Here is a 19,025-nt window from a genome sequence, read left to right as displayed (position 1 = left end):
TATATTTTGGCTGTTCACACTGGCAATAAAAAATATATAGGATGAATATCAATTCTGTGTTGAGAATGGGATTTCGCTCTGCAAAAGAGAAGACGAGCGAGGGCGAACAGTCCTCGGTCGTCCCGTCGATTCAGGAGCTGACGGGTGGTTCCGACCGCAGTCGTGGTGGGGGTGGGCGGTCACTGACGCCTCAGGACTACGAATCCCGGTTCGGCCTCGAAGCGTATCGGCCCGGGATGGACGTACAGATTCAACGACTCGTCCAGAGCCACGGCGCAAGTCAAGTTCGGCAGTGGGCCGACGAAGGAATGACTGTGGACACGATGGGCAAACCGCGGGATATGCGACAGTTCCGCGAGCGCCAAGACGAACGCCCCGCGGAGGTGCCGAAAGACATCGAGCGCCGGAACGCGAAGTCAGTCCAGCGCAGTCGCAATGCGCACCACGAAGCGTCCAAAGCCGGGGATGCGCAGGTTCCTGACAGCGTTCGGGACGTGATTTCGTCGCCCGGCCAACACCTCGACACGAGCATCCAGCGGGCGATGGAAGACCGCATGGGTGACAATCTGGGCGACGTTCGAATTCACACCGGTCCAACGGCTGCGAAAGCCTGTGAGGACATCAACGCTCGTGCCTTCACGGTGGGGAATCACATCGCATTCAACCACGGTGAGTACGACCCGTCAAGTGCTGAAGGCCAGCACGTGTTGGCACACGAGTTGGCGCACGTTCGCCAACAGACTGGCGGAGCGGTGTCGATGCTCCCCCAAGAAGGCGAGTTAGAAATTGACCCGGACGAACGTCTGGAGCGTGAGGCTGAGGAGACTGCCGAGCGTGTGATGCGCGGTGGAAAGCTGGGTATTCACCGGATGCGGAACTCCGAGGTACACGTCCAGCGGATGCCCGATGCAGAAAAGCTCGAACAAGTCCAGAACGCGAATGCGAGGCCAACAGTTGAGAGCTTAGCCAACCGCGTCAGTGAGCTGGAAACAAAAGTCAGCAGCGTCCAGAACGCAATTTCAGACATGACTGGGGGCGAAGCCGCCACTGAGAGTCTAGTTGCAGGAGTCACAGACGCTGCGAAAACGAGTGCCGGGACAGTTGCAACGAGCCTCATAGCTGGCGGAAGTGCTGCGGCCGGCGGCGTAAGCCTCGGAACGGCTGCACTCATCGCCGGTGGGGTCGGTCTGGGCGTCCACGGCTTGGAAAACCTCGGGCGTGCTTACGGTGACGACGCAATCCGGGGCGCAAAGCAGGGTGCGAAAGCAGCGAAAGACCGCTTCACTGCGCTCGGTGAACAAATTCAGGACGGCTACGGAAGCATCAAGGAACGCCTATCCAACATCAGTATCTTCAGTAGCGACGAGACTGGAACTACAGAGCCACGAGACTTATAAAATTTAATTATGGATGCAGAAATTTACGGAGAAGACGAGGTTGTAACCGGCGTCACGGTAGCCGATAACAACGGTATTGAACACGACATTCAGGTTGAACGTGACGGGAATATCTACTCACATCACCAAGATGGCTATCCAGACGATTCCTCGAAGCGTGAGCCGTGGGAAGGCCAAAACGTAATGCAGGCACGGAACTACGCTCGCTTCTACGTCGCCCGCGAGCGTGGGTACGACACCATTACACGGGACGAAAACCCCGACAGAATCAACGCCGCACGGCACGCGCTCGCCGCCCTCTCGAACGACGACTTTCTCGACCTGTTCGGTGCGTACTGTCGACAACACCGAAGTCACTACGACGAATCGGTCACTCGGCCCGTTTCACTCCCGGATAGCATCGACGAGGATGATTACTTCCAGTACGAACTCGGCATCTACCTCGATATCGATCATGACCGTCTCGACGAGAAAGCCGCAGACCTGAGCGACTTACTTGCCGAGGCGGCACTCGAACAGGATGAAGACACGCTCGACCGAATTCAAAGCGTCCTTGGTACTGACGGTGGGCAAAAAACGCTCACCGGAGAGACGGTCCAGCGCCTGACGCAGAAAGCAGACGAGCGAAATCTCGACGTCACCGATATCGTCAAAATCGATGCCGTCTCCGGTGTTCACGTACGCTGGGAGGACGAGGTCGGTCTTATCAACAAGCGAGTCGAAGAACGCCGTCAAGAAGGAACGATTCCGTACGACCGCGACCCAGATGCACTGGTGCAACTCCCACCATTCGATACTGGTGCACTCGATGACCCGGATGCAGTTCAGGAGTTCAAGGACTTCCTGTGCTATCATCTACAGTGTCTGGTCCGGGATTGTTTCGTCGGGATGGGCATCGAACCCCCACACGAGTTCCGTGTCGTCGGCCCGGGAATCTACCATTACGCGATTCGGTACAAGCAATTAGATTTCTATCCACCACTCCACGACCTCACCTCCGACGCTGTCGACCTCGACCAGTGGCACGAGGATGGCCTCATCGAATAGGGCCTTTCGCTCTATTCTCGACCAGTTCAAATTGAATTCAATCCATACCGTGCCTCAAGCATGAGTCTGAACCACCGAGACCGAACTGAAAGAAGCAGCCACAAACCTCGCAGCATCCCATGGAATCGACCTCGATGGAGACTCGATCAACGAGCAGGCCGTGAGTTCGCCCTCCACAGAATAACTCGCCGACTGGAAATCGTTCGGGAACGACCTTGCCGAACTCGCTTCCGAGGAGGAAGCTGACCTTACGGCCGGGTTGTACGTCGATGCGGTCTCGTCTCTGTACGCCTCGTACGTCGACGATGGTGAATACGTCGTGACCGACCCCGACGACTCGCCATTCGAGCACGAGCCAGACACGTATATCGAGCTTCCGCCGGTCGATCCGGGACCACTCGACGAGTTCCGCGAGTTCCTCGACCACCATCTGAAGTGCCAAGTGCGAGATTGTTTCGTTCGGATGGGAGTCGAACCACCGGAACCGTTCCGCGTGCTGGGGACCGGGCGGTTCGAAGCGACGGCCGCCTACAAGCTCATAGACATCTATCCAGAGTATCACGACCCTGAAGAGCAAAGCCTACTCGGGAAGGTCCGAGACCTGCTTTAAGGACTCAGATCCGCGCACTGACCGGTGGTTCACTCACCCCCAGCCATCTGGTCGAGTGCTGCTCACATCACCTCTTGGGGATTCCATAGGCTGAGTAAACGGGAGACTCCAACCGATAAGCAAGTTTTCAGACTGAGCTTACTACTTTGGAGCGACAGAGTTCACCGACAGATCAGCCGAAGCACGTCATAGTTTGGTGGTTGATTCCTCTTCACACACAATATTGTCGAGTCTACATTTACAAATGTACCTGTGTAAATTCAGAAAATCCATAATGTATTTTCACCTGTTATTTGAACCTCGGTCCTAACTACATCAGTACTACTTCGATGGTGACTCTCGACAGCGAGACGAGAGACGAAATATGAGGGGGTCTGGTGGTCTGGACGATGGTGGTACTAGTTTGGAGGGACTCCGAGCGCGAAGAGCGTCATCGGCGTCTGATTTGCCGCACGCGGCGAGAGATGTTCGGTGACGAGGTCATCGTAGAACGTGAACCCTCGACCACCCAGTTCGCGGTGGGCGTACGTGGCGAGGTAGAGTCGTCCGAGACTGATGCCACCCAGCAGTTGGGCCAGTCGGTATCCTCGATTCCCAACTCGGTCGACGATAGCATCCACGTTGGCCATAATGTACACGTTCACGGCAGCATCACCGACCACTCCCTGGTCGAGTGCAAGGTGACCTGCAGTTCGCCGACTTGTCTCTCCGAGGCGTTCGAGCACGTTCTGCTCGGGGAAATACTGGTACGCCCCGCTTGGAATGCCATCGACGGCATGGACGAGGCAGTAATAGGATACCAAGTTCGATGCGTTCTCGCCACAATCGGTCGGAATACCTCTGAGCGCCCGGTCGAGAACCGTCGCGAACTTCCGGTCGCTGATGGCGTCGTCGCCGTATTCGCGTAGCGACCCACGGCGTTCGATGGTGGCGTCGACTGGACGACTGGTTGCTGTCTCCGTATCGACGGGGTCGAGTTCGACGAGTTGGCCGTCGCCCGGTTCGGGTGCACCGAACGCGTGACTATCCCCGTTGTCGAATTGCTCACGCCAGGTACGGACTGCCGCAGCATCACCGAGTGTGCTCTGTCGCCACGCGTCGTAGATAAGTGGGTAGTCGACGACGTGGTCAGATAACGGGGTTTCGTCGGGAGCAACGTGCTCGATGTCTGGTGCATCTGGAACTGGATTGCCAGCCCCGATTGGGACAAGTTCGAGTGGTGCTTCCTCCGTGGGGTCGATGCCGAGCAGTCGAGTAACAGGTTCTTCTGCAAACCCAGACACGACCGACGAGGGTTGATTGAGCGCAGACGCGACTGCAAGTAGATTCGAAAGAATCGTCCCCGAGTCCCAGAATGCGTGCCGGTACGTTCGCTCGCGGTACTTCCAGGCGTTGCGCCACCACTGTGAGGTGACGACGAACGTCACCGGCGCGTTCGTAACTGCCGGTTGGTTTGCCGCCGCCTGTGCGAGTACCCCTCGGTAGTCCCCCTCTCGAAGCACGTCGAACACGTTCGAGACCGGGTCGAAATGATAGACGCCGGCGTTGAGTCCGCTGATGTCTCCAGTGATGGCATAGAGGTCTATGTGATAGAGTTTCCCCGTGCAGGCGGCGGCCCGGAAACGCCGTTGTTTGCCGTGGATTTGCAGTGTTTTGGTCACCCCAGTCGAATAGTGACACAGTGTCTGCAGCGACTCGCTGCCGACCTGTGGCGAACGAGTTCCCGGGTGGGGGTCTGGTGATGCTGTCGCAACCGCAGTGAGTACTGGTTTTTCTACCGACTGCGGTGGCCTCTTGAGCGAAACCTGCGGTAGTGATTCGTACTGTTTGGATGGTCGCGGCTTATTCTCGAAATCGAGCGAGAACGTATCTGAGCGAATCCGCTCCGGAGAGTGTTTCGTTTGTTCGTGGTACGTGCGAGCATCAACCATGTAGTTACTTTGAACGACAGCGGCAAACTACTTTCTCTGCTTTCATCTTCGGATATAACCTCGCGCACGAGGGACGACAACCGTGTTTGTCTCGCTGACTCAGTGGTGGGTTCTTAAAATTAAACTATATCTTATAGCTATACTGCGCAACTATGATGTCTCCATCGAACCCTTCGCGTTGCTCAGTCGGTCAACGGCCACGGGATAGAATACCACTACAAATATCATCATTTTGAGTTTTATCTTCGCGTTCTCAACCCCACCCTACTAGTTGGATATAGATGTGGACTAACCAAACAATTCGATGGGTGGTGATTGATGTCCCATTTCTCCTTGGGATTTAGCACTGTGTTCTCTATCCAGTTAAAATTGGTATATTGGGAGAAGGTGGTTCTAACTCTTGACACTACCCACTAGCTCTTCACTTCTGAGTAATGTTGTATGTCAGCAATACATGTTGCTGGTTGTATCAACAGTAGGTCCGTCAATCAGAGCCATTCAATCTCTATCCTCTCCAATATTTTACTCATCTCGTGATTTTTTTTTTGTTTCCCGAGGGTGCCAAGACGACCGCTCGAAACCAACAAGACAGTGCTGTAATTCGATCTCTAGCTGAAGAGTGCTGGTCGGAATCGGATAACAAAGTCCAGAGACTTCCGGATGACCGCCCAACGTTCTGAACCACAAGACTGTTAATCTCGTTATCTGATTGAAACAGACGAATAAGACAATGCGCCGCCGTCAATTCCTCCACGCATCCGGTCTCGCGGCACTTGGTGCCCTGGCTGGATGTCTCGGTTCGAATTCACCTCCCCCGCGAAAGTCGAGTGTCGTCTCCGACTTCCAGATGTCTGATGGAAAACTCGTCATTGACCTCGCAGACGACACGTGGGTCATGTCTCGATACCAAGAGAACGAACAGTCCCTCTCGGGTGTCAGCCCTATCGGCGTCGCCAGCGCGAAAGGCAAAGGCGGTGGCGGTGGCCGAGGTGCAACCGGTCGTGGTTCGGGTGGGTACTCGTCGGCCCCGAGAACCGTGCACGGCCACGCGTGGTACCACGGTGGGGACTACGCGGACGACTGGTACGAAGACCACCGCGACGAAGTGGACCGATACAAAGTGGGTATCGCCGCACTCGGTATCGCATACCTCGGGTCGACAGAACAGATGAAAGACGACGCTCCGGATGCCGGTCCAGTTCCGTGGGACAAGACGATTCAGGACCCCGGCGACACCGTCACGTACGACATCACCAATCGAAGCGAGTTCCGTCGAGACGGGTGGTACCGCATCGGAGCGAATGTCGTCGGTTCCAAGGTCAACCACAACTTCCGCTGGGAGTGTTACGACCTCGAAGTCGACAGCAGCGTCACCGACCAGGGGTTCGAAGTCGACGAACAGTGGAAGGTGTCCCCACGAATTTGAGCGGACAGCACGCACACCGTCGGTCCTCGAATCACCGTCGTAACTGACTCCCTCCGCTGAGATGTCCACCACACGAACCGACACCGGCACGCTCCTGGCACTCACATTCGTAGTGTCGTTCTGTAGCTTCGCCTACGAGTTCGTCTACTCGGAACTCCTCACGGTGATGTACGGCGGAACGGTGACGCAGTACGTCATCACGGTCGGGTTGTACTTCTTCAGTCTGGGCGTCGGGGCGGCGCTTTCAGACGACCTCGATGCCACGGACCTCGGCGGGAACTTCTTCCGCACGGAAGTCTTCCTCGCCGCCGCGGCCCCGGCGGGCTTCCTGCTCGTCATCGGCCTCAACAGCGTTCGAATCCCGCAGGAAGTTCCGCCCGTGGTAATCTGGACGTTGGCGCGTCTCCCAGTCATCGTCGTCGGGTTCCTCTCCGGGTTCGAACTCCCACTTTTGACCCATATGGTGGACGAACTCGATGCCGGCGAGCCGACGCCGCCCTCGTGGATTCGAACTGTCGGCATTCGTGTTCACGACGCCATCGTTTCGATGCTCGGTACCGTCTGGGCCGTCGAACGGGCCGAAGGGCAGCGGAGTGGCCTCTCTGTCGTCCTCGCCATGGACTACGTCGGTGGATTGGTCGGTGCTGTCGTGTACGCCCGCGTTCTGTATCCAGTGCTCGGGCTCATCCCAACGATATTCGTGTTAGCACTGCTCAATGGTGTTGCTGCGCTCGTCTTCGTCGCGCACTTTGGGTCGTGGCTTCCGGTCGGTTGGCGCGGCCGAACCGAGGATAACACGCTCTCTCTCGGGCATGTGTCTACGGTTCTTCTCGTCGTCTGTCTGCTCTTGACGGCGTCGTACGCTGGCGTCGTCGCAAAACACGACGCAGCGGACGAACGGCTGTCACAACTCTATCTGGAACAGCAAATCGAAAACGAGTATCCACCTGGTGCGATGCACGTCGATATCGTCTCGCAGGACACGACCACGTATCAGCACGTCATCCGGTACACTCGGACATGGTCCGGTTCCGGGCCGAATCCTCACTTCACCGGCGAGACCGAGCAGTGTCTCCGTTTGGGGACAGCGGTACAACTGTGCGAAAGCTGGGCGGACAGTTACCATCAGGGGCTCGTGGACGTTCCCATGTCGCTTGTTGACTCCGGCCCCGAAACGAAGGTTCTCGTCGTCGGCGGTGGTGACTGGATTGCTATCGACCACCTTCGGGCGTACAACGTCACCGTCGACCACGTGGACCTCGACGGCGAGTTTATGGAGCAGACGAAGACTGACCCGTTCTTCCGTACGTGGCATGACGACGCCTACGAGTACGACAGGCTGAACACGACTGTCGCGGACGGATACCGCTACCTCCAGCAGACGAACGAGACGTACGACCTCGTCCTCCTCGACGTGCCCGGTGCGACAGATGACGACCTCCTCCAACTCTATTCGACGGAGTTCTATCGCTCGGTTCGGACGCACCTCTCCGACGACGGCGTCGTCGTGACGTGGGGCTACTCACCCGACGGCTACCCCGCACATCACAAAGCGTTCGTCAACACGGTTGGTGCTGCGGGATTCACACACCAGCTTTCGTACTGGGTTCGCGAGGATATCGACTCCGACGGCGACACCGAACGCGTCGAGCAGTTCTATGTCTTCGCCCCCGGCGACCGACGACCACTCGTCGGTGCCCACGAGACCAAGTACGTCCGGACACACCGCGAGCACTACCGCGATGTCGAGTGGCGTGCGGTCCCTCGCTACCGTGGTGTTCGAGCGAACTCCATCTTCCATCCAAACTACGACATCCTCGTCGATACGTAATCATGTCCTCCGAAATTCCCACCGAGACACCGACTGCACTGTACTTCGGCTATGCGACTGAGGTTCCCGACTTGGCGTCTGTCGAAGTGAAGACCGTCCACCCCGGGACGCTCGTGGGGGAACTAGCGGTGTTCACCGTTATCGGTGAGTCGCACTATGTCGGCATCCCGGGACTCGACTTTCACGAACTCTGTTCGTGCAAGCCACTTCCCTCAGAGCAGACCCACGAGACACCGCTTTCTGTCGGCGTCGAACGCGAGTTCTACTTCGAGAGCGAGCAACTCGACGCCCGGACGGTCGTTACGGGAGCACCGCTCGATTCATTCCCCGGTCCCGACGAGTCGACTGTCGCCTACCGGTTCGGTCCCGACGCGTGGACGACGATTCACGCGTCGGACATTGGCTACGAGACGTACCACACCTACCCCGAATACGAACTCGCGCTGTACACGGAAACCCGACTGACGCCGACCACGTCCGGAACGTCAGAATTCGCCAACAAAACCACGCAACAGATGACACCACGACGATGACAAACAACACTGCCACAACCTACGACGGAGACGTAACGCTGAACGGTTCGGAACAATCGCCGGTCGAGATACAGGACCCTGCAGACGTGTTCGTCGGAGGGGAGAGTATTACCGGCGACCTCACCGTCCAGAACGCAGAGTACGTTTTCACGCACACGCCCGTCAGCGGCGCTGCAGCTGTCTCGAAGGGCGAAACCGAGACCAACATTCGCGGCACCCTCGAAGATGGCTACGTCCAATCTGTCGACGGCGACGTGCTTCTCACCGACGCCGAAGACGTGTTTATCGCGGCCGACGCCGTCGATGGTGCGGTCTCGGCACCGGGCGCAGAGAACGTCTATACGGACGAATCAATTCCCGTCGATTCGCCCGACAAGTACGATGTGTCGACGTTCGGATGGCAGCAGTCGGGGTCCGCGACCGACCCCGAATCTGGCGTCTATGCGGTGGGGATGGACCACGACATCGAGTTGGAGGCGGTCCGACGTGACGTGGACTTGTATCTGGTCGGCCATGGCCACGACGTTCGAGTCGATGGCCGGGGCGCGAGCGTATCGGTTCACTTCGTCGGCTACGACAACACCGTCCATGTCGGTCCGTACCTTGCTTCGGCGGTCGAGACGGACACCGGATTCGACAACGAAATCGACGCCGACCCGTACCCCGCCGAGGACCTCGTCGAGATGTCGCGTCGGGAGGCGTACTCCAATGCCGGATTCGGCCGTCGGAAAGTGACCTTTCAGGTTCCGAACGAGGACGACGAATGGTGTCCGAACTGTGGGCAGGCCGCCGAAGCAATCATCGAGCGCCACCAGATGGAGGCGTTTTTCGTCTTCGGGTGGCCGCTTTGGACCTACGACAGAAGTACCAATCCCGCACGCGAGTGTGAGAACTGCTCGCCGAATGCGGTTCACGCGGAACTCTCGGAGCGGGAACGACGCGAAATCTTCGACTGACGGTACTCGCTTATCGCTCGATTCTCAGAAGACCTTACCGCGGTACTCTTTCGGAGGGCCGGAGTACGAAGAACCAGCACCCCTCTAAGATATATTTTGAGGTTTCATTCAAGCAACAAACAATATATAGGATGAATATCATGTCTGTAGTAAGAATGGGTTTTCGCTCTGCGAAAGAGAAGACGAGCGAGGGTCAGCAGTCCTCGGTCGTCCCGTCGATTCAAGAGTTGACGCGGGGTTCCGGCCGCAGTCGTGGTGGCGGCGGTTCGCTGTCTCCACAGGAATGTGAAGACCAGTTCGGCCTCGACATGTACATGGACGGCTTGGAGACGAAGGTCCAGCGCCTCGTCAAGAGCCATGGTGCCAGTCAAGTTCGGCAGTGGGCCGACGAAGGCATGACCGTCGAGACGATGGGCAAACCGCGGGACATGCGCGCGTTCCGAGAGCGCCAGCAGGAACGCCCTGCCGAGGTTCCAAAGGACATTGAGCGTCGGAACGCCAAGTCAGTCCAACGCAGTCGCAACGCGCACCACGAAGCGTCGAAAGCCGGTGATGCGCAAGTTCCTGATTCAGTTCGGGACGTGATTTCCTCACCCGGCCAACAGCTCGATACCTCGATTCAGCGGGCGATGGAAGACCGCATGGGTGACAATCTGGGCGACGTTCGAATTCACACCGGTCCAACGGCTGCAAAAGCCTGCGAGGACATCAACGCTCGTGCTTTTACCGTCGGAAATCACATCGCGTTCAATCACGGTGAGTACGACCCGAATTCCGCGGAGGGCCAGCACGTCCTCGCACACGAGTTGGCGCACGTTCGCCAACAGACTGGCGGGGCGGTAAGTATGCTTCCGCAAGAGGGCGAACTGGAAATCGACCCGGACCCGCGCTTAGAGCGTGAAGCCGAGGAGACTGCCGAGCGCGTGATGCGTGGCGGTGAACTCGGTATCTTCCGGATGCAGCACTCCGACGTGCACGTCCAGCGCTCGAAGAAGTATACCAGACGCGAGTTCTTCACCGGGGAGGCGAGTGCATCAGAAACTGCGAAGGCGGTGGATGATGCAACTGATCCGCAGCGGCTGCTTGAAGGAATCGTGTCTCAGGCAAAAGACATCGACTGGGTGAGCGTGTTCAAGAAGGCTGGACTCGCGGCAGCGAAGACGAACCCAGCGGCGAAGGCTACGCTCACTGCGGCCGACGAACTCGATTCGCAACTTCGTGATGACTCTGTTACCGAAGACAGTCTCATCGCACAGTTAGAACAACGCGACCCGCCTCAAAGTTGGGTGAAAACTATTGCCCAGCAGGCAGCCGATATCGTGCAAAATCGGGCTACTGGTTCAGAACCCATTGCCGGTGAAGGAGGGCACATTTAAAAATGAAGGCTGTTGTAACCGGAGAAACTGAGGAATTGGTCGGTGTTAATCTGCGCGATAATAATGGTGCAGAGCACGTCATGGACGTTCGAAAGGTAGACGGGAAAGTCACTGCACATCAACAGGACGGCTACCCGGACGACCCATCGAAACGGTCGATGATCGATGAAGTCGAGCCGATCAATCAAGCCGTCCGCTACGCACGGTATCACGTCAACCGCGAACGAGGCTACGAGACGATTGACTGGCGACAGGACCCAGACCGGACGCTTGCTGTGGCACTCGTCATTGCCGACTTAGACGTAGACGAGGTTCGCGAGTACTTCGGTACCCTCTACGACCAAGTCCGAAGCCACGTTACAGACACTGACCGACCAGTCAAGCTTCCGGACGGGGCTGCCCCTGGTCACATCGTCTACCAACAGGATGTTTACCTCGGCCTCGACGACCAAGCGCTCGTCTCGCTGGTCGAACGCGGCTCAGAACTCGGTCCCGAGGGGCTTCCGGACAACGACGGACCTCTCGAAGATGTCGTTGCGGAGCTTCTTGAGACAGCACAATCGGAGATGGATGCTTCCGACTTGGTAGTCGAAGCCGTCTCAGGCGTCCACGTGCGGTGGGATGACGCCAGCGGCACCTACCACCACGAGCGCTCTGAGCAGCCGACCATTGACCGCTCACCAGATGCACGCATCGACGTCCTCCCATTCGAACCAGAGAGCATCGAGGACTTCCAGTTCCAACTCGTCCGCAACCTCGTCTGTCAGGTTCGGGATTGTTACGTCGAGATGGGCGTGACACCACCGGAACCGGTTCGAATTCAGGGGCTCGGCAAACACAAAACAGCGACGTGGTACGAGCACTACAACTTCTACCAGCGGTATCACGACCCGCGAGTCGACATCGACTGGGGTGCACTCGAACCCCCCGAACACCGTGACGATTGAGGGATAGTACGGAGTGGACACTCAGTGGGGCGACCAGCCCACCACCGGCAGCGAGCCAGCAGTTCGAATTAACCTGTTGCCGTACGACCCTGAGTCGTTCGAGGAGTACACGCCCGACGATGTCTATTCGCTCCCGGGTCTGACGGCAGACACTGTCACAACTGACACATAGTTTCTCGGCTGCTTTTGATGGGGGTGCCAATCCCCAGACCACTCGGCGGCCCGCAGACCGACACTGTTGTCCGAAGAATTATATCATAAACCCAGAAAATGCATACAGTACGAATCTCACGCCTACGCTAGTATGCGAGCCACCGAGATTTACACGGAGGCAGTTTACCCATGTCGAGAAATGAGACCAAACCCGCCTTGATGTCCTCGTCTACGTGTCGGTACACGTTCGACCCGTCGATACAGACGGATGCACACCTACAGACGACGTGGGAGTGCCCGCACGAGGCCCACCCTGAAAGCGAGTTCTGTGTGTTCCACATGACCCGCGACGAACGCGCCTCGCTCGATGTATCGGCCGACGATATCGTCGACGAACTTCGAGACAACCTCCAGTCTTCAGATACCCGCGTCAACGAGTACATCGGCGCAGACCTGCCGCATCTCTCGCTTACGTATCAAGATATTAACGGCGTGACGAACCACGTCCTGAACTTCCAGCACGCCGATATCGATGGGTTGGACCTCACACACGGGAAGCTCGAACAGGGGTTGATTCTCCGCGAGGCAACCATTGGCCATCTGAAACTCGAAGAGGCGGTCCTCACGGGAACGGTCGATGCACAGCGACTGACAGTCCAAGGCGAGGTCAAGACGGACGAGGCAACATTCGAGGAGGAAATCTGGTTCACCGGCGCAACGTTCCACGGCGACGTGCAGTGCGACGAGACGACGTTCCAGGCCGACACGAGTTTCGCGGAGACGACGTTCCACGGCGTCGCGAACTTCCGGAACGTCGAGACCAGCGGGACGAGTCACGTTCTCGACGACCACATCACGTTCGCCGATGCGACGTTCCGCGACGACGCGAGTTTCCGACAGGCCACCTTCGAGTACGTGACGTTCGAAGGCGCGCAGTTCACTGCTGGGTCTGACTTCGAGCACGTCATCTTCGGCGGCGACGCTCGGTTCGACGGCGTGACGTTTCAGGAGATGGCGGACTTCGACGAAGCGCGCTTCGACGACGACGTGAGCTTTACCGACGTTCGGTTCAAGCAACTCGCCGAGTTCCGGGGTGTCGAGTTCAACGGCGGCAGTCGAACGACCCACGACGACGTGACGTTCGAGGGAGCGACGTTCGAGGGCGAAGCGGACTACAAACTGGCGCGATTCCGGTTTTCGGACTTCAAGGATGCGGTGTTCAAAGGCGCGGTCAACTTCGACCGTGCGACGTTCACCGCGCGGACTGATTGCCACCGTCTGGAGGTCAGCGACGAACTCAACCTCTCGTTTGCAACGTTCGAGGGCGGTGCCAACTTCGACGGGAGTCGTTTCCGAGGGGATGTCGTCGCCGACGAGACGAGGTTCGGCGGCGACGCCTCATTCGACACTGTAGCGTTCGAGTCTCGCGCCCGCTTCGGTGAGGCGCGGTTCGAAGAAGACGCGAGTTTCCGAAGCACGACGTTCCACGGTCCTGCAGAGTTCCGTGGCACGCTGTTCGAAGGTGAGATGCAGCATCTCGAAGCGAACGCGTCGTTCAACGAGGCCGTCTTCGAGGACAGTGCGGAGTTCGAAGCGGCGAACTTCACCACCGCGTCGTTCTGGGAGACCACGTTTCACGACCAATCTGACTTCCGTCGTTCGGTCTTTCACGAGACGGCTCGATTCCGTGTCCACGGTGGGGACCGGGAGACGTATCTCGACTTCACCGACGCAACGCTCAACGGCGGGACGATTTCACAGGTCGCGGGCGAGGCGACACCCTACGATTTCACTCGTGCGACGGTTGGCGACATCCAACTCGAAGGCGACGGGAACGAGCACGAACTGCTCGACCACTTCCGATTTTGCCTCACCGAGTTCGACTGCTTCGATTTCAGCGACCACCACGGCTATCTCGAACGGAACGACTGGACTATCCACGACTTCGTCGGCAGTGTATCCACCGGTCAGTTCGCCGTCGAGATGACGCCCGAAATAATCGAAGAGACCTACCGGAATGCACAGGACAGCGCCGACGCCGTCGGCGACACCCCCGCGAGCAGAGAGTTCGAGTTCAAGCGATACTACTACAACCGCAAGAAGAACTTCGATATCATCGTCAACGAGTACTCGTTGAACACGTGGGCTCGGGGCAAGAAAGTCGCCAGCGTCGGTCTCAACCTCTTGATGCAGGTGACGTGTGGCTACGGGAACCGACTGCCGAGAATCGCCGCACTCACATTCCTCTTACCGGCGCTCTTCGGGTTGGCATACGCCACCGGTGGCCCATTCCTGACGCAGGCGGGAAGCGTCTTCGACCCCGCGGCGGTCGATAAGACCACGATGGAGGTTCTCTTCGACAGCGTCTACTACAGCTACATCAGCTTCAGCACGGTCGGCTACGGCGACATCAACCCGCTCGGTCCGGCAGCGCGTGTCCTCGCAGCGAGTCAGGGGATGTTGAACGGGTTGTTCTTCACCCTGCTCACGTTCACGCTGTTCAAGCGGGTGCTCGGCGGGAACTAATCGCCACCGCCGGACGTTTTTCGGGTTCGAAAGAGGTTCGGTGAGACGACGTAGGTGCGTAGCGGTTGCTGTCGACTCCGTTCACGTGGTAGAGTGCATAGGGGCGGGGAGGCTTCAACCCAACTAGGGTTCGTCTGTAACGACCGGGGAGATGGTCTGGCGTGTCCTTTCCCGTCTGCTTCAACCCAACTAGGGTTCGTCTGTAACCATCTGGTGCCGCCGCGAGCGGGTTGCTCCGGTGTTTGCTTCAACCCAACTAGGGTTCGTCTGTAACGTCTGCTGATGGTTTCCCGAAGATCGTCATCAAGGCTTCAACCCAACTAGGGTTCGTCTGTAACCTCCGTACGCAGGAAGTTCCAGAGACCGATGTCGTGCTTCAACCCAACTAGGGTTCGTCTGTAACCCGAGAGTCCGACGGCCGAGTAGGTCGTTGCGATTCGGAGCTTCAACCCAACTAGGGTTCGTCTGTAACGAGCGGAGTTCACCGTTGATGAGGCTCTCGACGTCCTTGCTTCAACCCAACTAGGGTTCGTCTGTAACACGTCGTGGTCATCCGACTTGCACACGTGGACGGTGCTTCAACCCAACTAGGGTTCGTCTGTAACTCCCGTCCAACCCGTCGCGACGGACCAGCGAATCGCCCGCTTCAACCCAACTAGGGTTCGTCTGTAACAATTGTACTCGTAGACGACAGTGGCAACGAACTCAAGCTTCAACCCAACTAGGGTTCGTCTGTAACGAGGTTGTCACGGACAAACTCGACAGGTATTACGATGGCTTCAACCCAACTAGGGTTCGTCTGTAACCCCTCAGAGAGAGCAAAACTGCAAGCGTTACGGGATGCTTCAACCCAACTAGGGTTCGTCTGTAACCACGGCCCTGTAGGAGTTGTAACGCGCCGCTTAGTTGGCTTCAACCCAACTAGGGTTCGTCTGTAACCCGCCGACGGTGGACGCCGACGACGAGGTTCCCGAGCTTCAACCCAACTAGGGTTCGTCTGTAACCATCGACAGTGCGGATTGTTGTCGCTACCTCCGACGGCTTCAACCCAACTAGGGTTCGTCTGTAACCATGGCCAATTTGAGTGCCACAGCGACTCTACAGGCCGTTATCACTCAAGTGTTTCCGTCGACCCCCAATACCCCCAAACCCCCCGGGGGGTCGACGGAACTTCTCGGAGTTCACAATTCAACGTCCATTATCTGGATTCATATCCCGGACTGAACTCGGGGAGTGGTGTTCGCCTCGAATTTCCACACCAAATTCACTACTGCCGGTTCATCCCACTTTCAGACACGTCAGAATTTATATGCCCATACAGAGAACAATCATCTTGAATGACTCGTGTTACCATAACAGAGGTGATTCTGCAGAATGCGCTTGATGGTCCGCTTGAACGCCCAGTGTGACGCGACCTATCAACACGCGTACCACCATAAGCTTCGAGGGCGGGTGTGGCGGGCGCTCGAAGGGTCGAGGTTCGACCGTGAACACGACAACGGTCAGCCGCTGGGACTCGCATTCAGCAATATCTTCCCGTGGGGGTCGATTCGGGAGGGCGACCAACGCTCCGTGCTATTCGCCTCGCCGCGCGAAAACTTGCTCGCAACAATCGCTCGTGACCTTCAGCGAAACCGCGAATTCAACGTCGGAGAGATGGCCTTCGAAGTCGCCGACCTGTCGCAACTCTCCGTCGACGTTGGTGAACCTGGCACTCGGGGAGTCATCGAGACGGCAACGGGTGTCGTCATTCGGTTGACCCCCGAGCACCGAGCGCGATACGGTATCGAAGCCGACCACGATACTGCGACCTACTGGCGTCCCGAACACACCATCAAGCCGTTTCGGGATGCCATTCGAGCGAACTTGCAGCATAAACACGACCGGTTCGCCCACGAGTACCAGGACGGGCCAACCGATGTCGAGGGCGACCTCTTCGAAGGCTACGACCTGCTGAAGACGTACGCGCTCCCGGTGACTGTTACAACTGGGACGACGCTCGACGTGCTTCTGAGCAAGTGGCGATTCGAGTACCGCGTTCGAGACGATACGCACCGCCGTCATCTCAACCTCGCACTCGATGCGGGACTCGGCGGTCGAAATGGGTTTGGGTTCGGCTTCTCGAATATCGTCGAGAAAGTCGGACCCGGCGAGAGTGAACTGGAGAGGGCAGATGCTTTCGCCTGAGGAGTTCAGGGAGGCGTACTCCGATTCGGAACTCCGCGAAGAACTTCCCGACCGGCCAATCGGTTCGCTTCGGGATATTCAGCACCTCTACGGAACGCTATACACGCTCGCAACGACGGGTGGTGGTCAGTACGCACCGTATCTCACTCCGGATGCAGCGGCAGACCTCCTCGACGAACCGGACAGTCTCATCGTGGTTCGTGTCAATCTTTCGGGAGACACTCCCGAATTGGCGTCGGATACGAAGGGGCCAGTCTGGGTAACGAAGTACACGGCGGACTTAATTCCGAAGGTTGCACACTGTAAATACCCTGCTGCTCGGGGAATTGACCACAGTGTCACCCATCAGGCTGGTAAGAACAGTGACCCGGAAAAACTCGCCCGCTACACGAAAGAACGGCTTTCCAAGTGGTCGACTGATTCGGTCGTTCAATCCACCGCGGAGGAGCACGAAGACGGCTGGGTAATCGATGCACTCGCCGAGTTAGGCGACGACGAGAACGCTCTCGAAAGGCTCGAACGCGACGTTCATTCGAACCTCAGCGGGTCGACGACAGCGCTTCTCACGGTCCAAGTAAAGCTCGACGCGGACAGTCCGTACCAGTGGCCTGGCGACCTCGACGTTGCGATGGCTGCGATGCGGAGCCGAAAACTGTCGAAACTCGTCTCTAAGGGCAAAGCGTCCGACTCTGCTGGGGAAGCGACAGACCTCATCACGGGGCACCGAACCCGAACTGTCGGAACTGCGCAGGACCCGTTGAACTACTTCCTTGGCAAGCAGCTTGAGAAGTTTCCTGGATTCGACCCCGACCAAGCGTGGAGGACGCACCCGATCTCCGAGGATGCTGCAATCACGCTAATGAATGCAGAGACGTTCATCGATGCGTGTTCGTACCGGACGTTCGGTGCTCGCGTCTACTATCTCCCCTACTTTTTCGGCAAGCCAGGGGTTGAAGACGCGCACCTCCTCTACGGAATGTTGTACGATACAGTCGTCGCGGACGACTCAGAACACGGATTGACGCCAATCGAGACGGCATACCAGCGCCGTGAGAAGTATTCCGTGAACGAGAACACGCTTCGATTCTACGTCTCGGCGGTCATGCCCCACCAGATGTCGCGGTTCGATGTCTTCGGCGAGACGATGAACGGGCGAATTCAGTTTCCGGCGTCGCTCTCGTCGGCCCATCGCGACTTGCTCCGGACTGCTGCATTCAAAGCCGATAGCGAACGGACCGCGGCGCTCCCCACGCACGAAAACTGGCCGCTACTTTCGGGGAATGACTTCCTTGGAATCGTCTCGTCTGGCTCGTACTTCTATCAAACACTCCCGACGGGAGACGACGATACCGACGCAAGCGCTGACGACCTACGCATACAGGCACTCGTTGCAGTCCTCAGTGGAGATACGATACCGGTGTCGACACTGTTAGAATCGTACGTCGAGCGAGTCATCGACGAATCAGGTGACGACGAATACGGCTTCCCGTTCTTCAGAGTCGCTAGCCAGTACGCACAATTGTGTGCACTCGCGGCTGCGAAACACGACTTTCTCGAAGCAGCGGGGGAGCAGCGCTCGATTGCCCAACCACCAACATACGAATCACGAACCATGCCAGAGATATCGGAGAAAATCACAGACGGCGGATACCCCGGGGCTGAGAAGCTCGAAGCGTTTATCGAAGAGACGCCAGCACTCGCGACGAACGACCAGCGATGTGCATCGTTCCTGCTCGGCGCGCTTGTCGGTGCTGTCGGGAACTATCAGGAGTACAAACACGACCGCTCGACGACGCTCGTCGACCAGTTCCCGGTTCAGGCAGTCACTCGCAACCGAATCAAGAAGGTCGCCGAAGCGGCCATCGAGAAGACAATCACCTACACGCGACAGGAGAAGAAAGGCAACGCGAGTTATCCCGGGACGAAATTCGACTACATCGTCGACCGACTCCGGGAAACGATCATCAACCCCGACCCAGACGATTGGAAAATCGACACCGCTGACCTTCGATTCTACTACGCACTCGGTCTCACCTACGGCATGAACGACCGACCACTCACTTCGAACAGCGACGTTGAACAACCGGACCCTAGCAAAAACTAAC

13 protein-coding genes and 1 CRISPR repeat array are annotated in these 19,025 nt (G+C 57.7%); of the genes, 12 read left to right on the top strand and 1 reads right to left on the bottom strand.

Annotated elements, in window-relative coordinates; translation table 11 throughout:
- Window positions 1-65: 65 nt before the first annotated feature.
- From ACH9L7_RS18550 to ACH9L7_RS18540, 3 genes are all read left to right on the top strand, one after another.
- Complete coding sequence (locus tag ACH9L7_RS18550; RefSeq protein WP_396613684.1) at window positions 66-1,397, top strand: DUF4157 domain-containing protein; 1,332 nt, start codon at window positions 66-68, stop codon at window positions 1,395-1,397.
- A gap of 9 nt (window positions 1,398-1,406) precedes the next feature.
- On the top strand, window positions 1,407-2,444 hold the full coding sequence (locus ACH9L7_RS18545; protein WP_396613683.1) for a hypothetical protein: 1,038 nt from the start codon (window positions 1,407-1,409) through the stop codon (window positions 2,442-2,444).
- A gap of 259 nt (window positions 2,445-2,703) precedes the next feature.
- On the top strand, window positions 2,704-3,054 hold the full coding sequence (locus ACH9L7_RS18540) for a hypothetical protein (RefSeq protein WP_396613682.1): 351 nt from the start codon (window positions 2,704-2,706) through the stop codon (window positions 3,052-3,054).
- A gap of 398 nt (window positions 3,055-3,452) precedes the next feature.
- Here the strand turns inward: ACH9L7_RS18540 and ACH9L7_RS18535 are convergent, their stop codons facing one another.
- The gene (locus tag ACH9L7_RS18535) at window positions 3,453-4,985 is read right to left on the bottom strand and encodes a SagB family peptide dehydrogenase (RefSeq protein ID WP_396613681.1); all 1,533 of its coding nucleotides are present in this window, start codon (window positions 4,983-4,985) and stop codon (window positions 3,453-3,455) included.
- A 730-nt stretch (window positions 4,986-5,715) separates the two neighbouring features.
- Between ACH9L7_RS18535 and ACH9L7_RS18530 the strand changes: the two genes are divergently transcribed.
- The 9 genes from ACH9L7_RS18530 (at window position 5,716) to cas8b (ending at window position 19,024) form a co-directional block, all read left to right on the top strand.
- The gene (locus ACH9L7_RS18530; RefSeq protein ID WP_396613680.1) at window positions 5,716-6,411 is read left to right on the top strand and encodes a hypothetical protein; all 696 of its coding nucleotides are present in this window, start codon (window positions 5,716-5,718) and stop codon (window positions 6,409-6,411) included.
- Window positions 6,412-6,472: 61 nt separating this feature from the next.
- Window positions 6,473-8,242 carry a spermidine synthase gene (locus tag ACH9L7_RS18525; RefSeq protein WP_396613679.1) on the top strand — a complete coding sequence of 590 codons (1,770 nt, stop codon included), beginning with the start codon at window positions 6,473-6,475 and terminating at the stop codon, window positions 8,240-8,242.
- Window positions 8,243-8,244: 2 nt separating this feature from the next.
- Window positions 8,245-8,775, top strand: coding sequence for a hypothetical protein (locus ACH9L7_RS18520; RefSeq protein WP_396613678.1), 531 nt, complete (start codon window positions 8,245-8,247; stop codon window positions 8,773-8,775).
- Window positions 8,772-9,731, top strand: a complete 960-nt coding sequence (locus tag ACH9L7_RS18515; RefSeq protein ID WP_396613677.1) for a hypothetical protein — start codon at window positions 8,772-8,774, stop codon at window positions 9,729-9,731. The genes ACH9L7_RS18520 and ACH9L7_RS18515 overlap by 4 nt, the downstream gene beginning before the upstream one ends.
- Before the next feature lie 155 nt (window positions 9,732-9,886).
- A complete protein-coding gene (locus tag ACH9L7_RS18510) occupies window positions 9,887-11,107 on the top strand; it encodes a DUF4157 domain-containing protein (RefSeq protein WP_396613676.1) in 1,221 nt (406 codons plus the stop codon).
- An 80-nt stretch (window positions 11,108-11,187) separates the two neighbouring features.
- Window positions 11,188-12,054 (top strand): hypothetical protein, encoded by an 867-nt coding sequence (locus ACH9L7_RS18505; protein WP_396613675.1) that lies wholly within the window; start codon window positions 11,188-11,190, stop codon window positions 12,052-12,054.
- Between the two features lie 372 nt (window positions 12,055-12,426).
- Window positions 12,427-14,733 (top strand): pentapeptide repeat-containing protein, encoded by a 2,307-nt coding sequence (locus tag ACH9L7_RS18500; RefSeq protein WP_396613832.1) that lies wholly within the window; start codon window positions 12,427-12,429, stop codon window positions 14,731-14,733.
- 111 nt (window positions 14,734-14,844) lie between these two features.
- Window positions 14,845-15,803: a CRISPR direct-repeat array (repeat unit 30 nt; unit sequence GCTTCAACCCAACTAGGGTTCGTCTGTAAC).
- A 304-nt stretch (window positions 15,804-16,107) separates the two neighbouring features.
- Window positions 16,108-16,920, top strand: coding sequence for a CRISPR-associated endoribonuclease Cas6 (gene cas6 / locus ACH9L7_RS18495; RefSeq protein WP_396613674.1), 813 nt, complete (start codon window positions 16,108-16,110; stop codon window positions 16,918-16,920).
- Entirely contained in the window at window positions 16,907-19,024 is a 2,118-nt protein-coding gene (gene cas8b / locus ACH9L7_RS18490) for a type I-B CRISPR-associated protein Cas8b/Csh1 (RefSeq protein WP_396613673.1), read from the top strand. The genes cas6 and cas8b overlap by 14 nt, the downstream gene beginning before the upstream one ends.
- Window position 19,025: the final 1 nt, after the last annotated feature.

It is taken from the genome of Haloferax sp. S1W, assembly GCF_044593955.1.
Taxonomy (GTDB): domain Archaea; phylum Halobacteriota; class Halobacteria; order Halobacteriales; family Haloferacaceae; genus Haloferax.
This window is presented reverse-complemented; position numbering and strand designations above follow the sequence as displayed.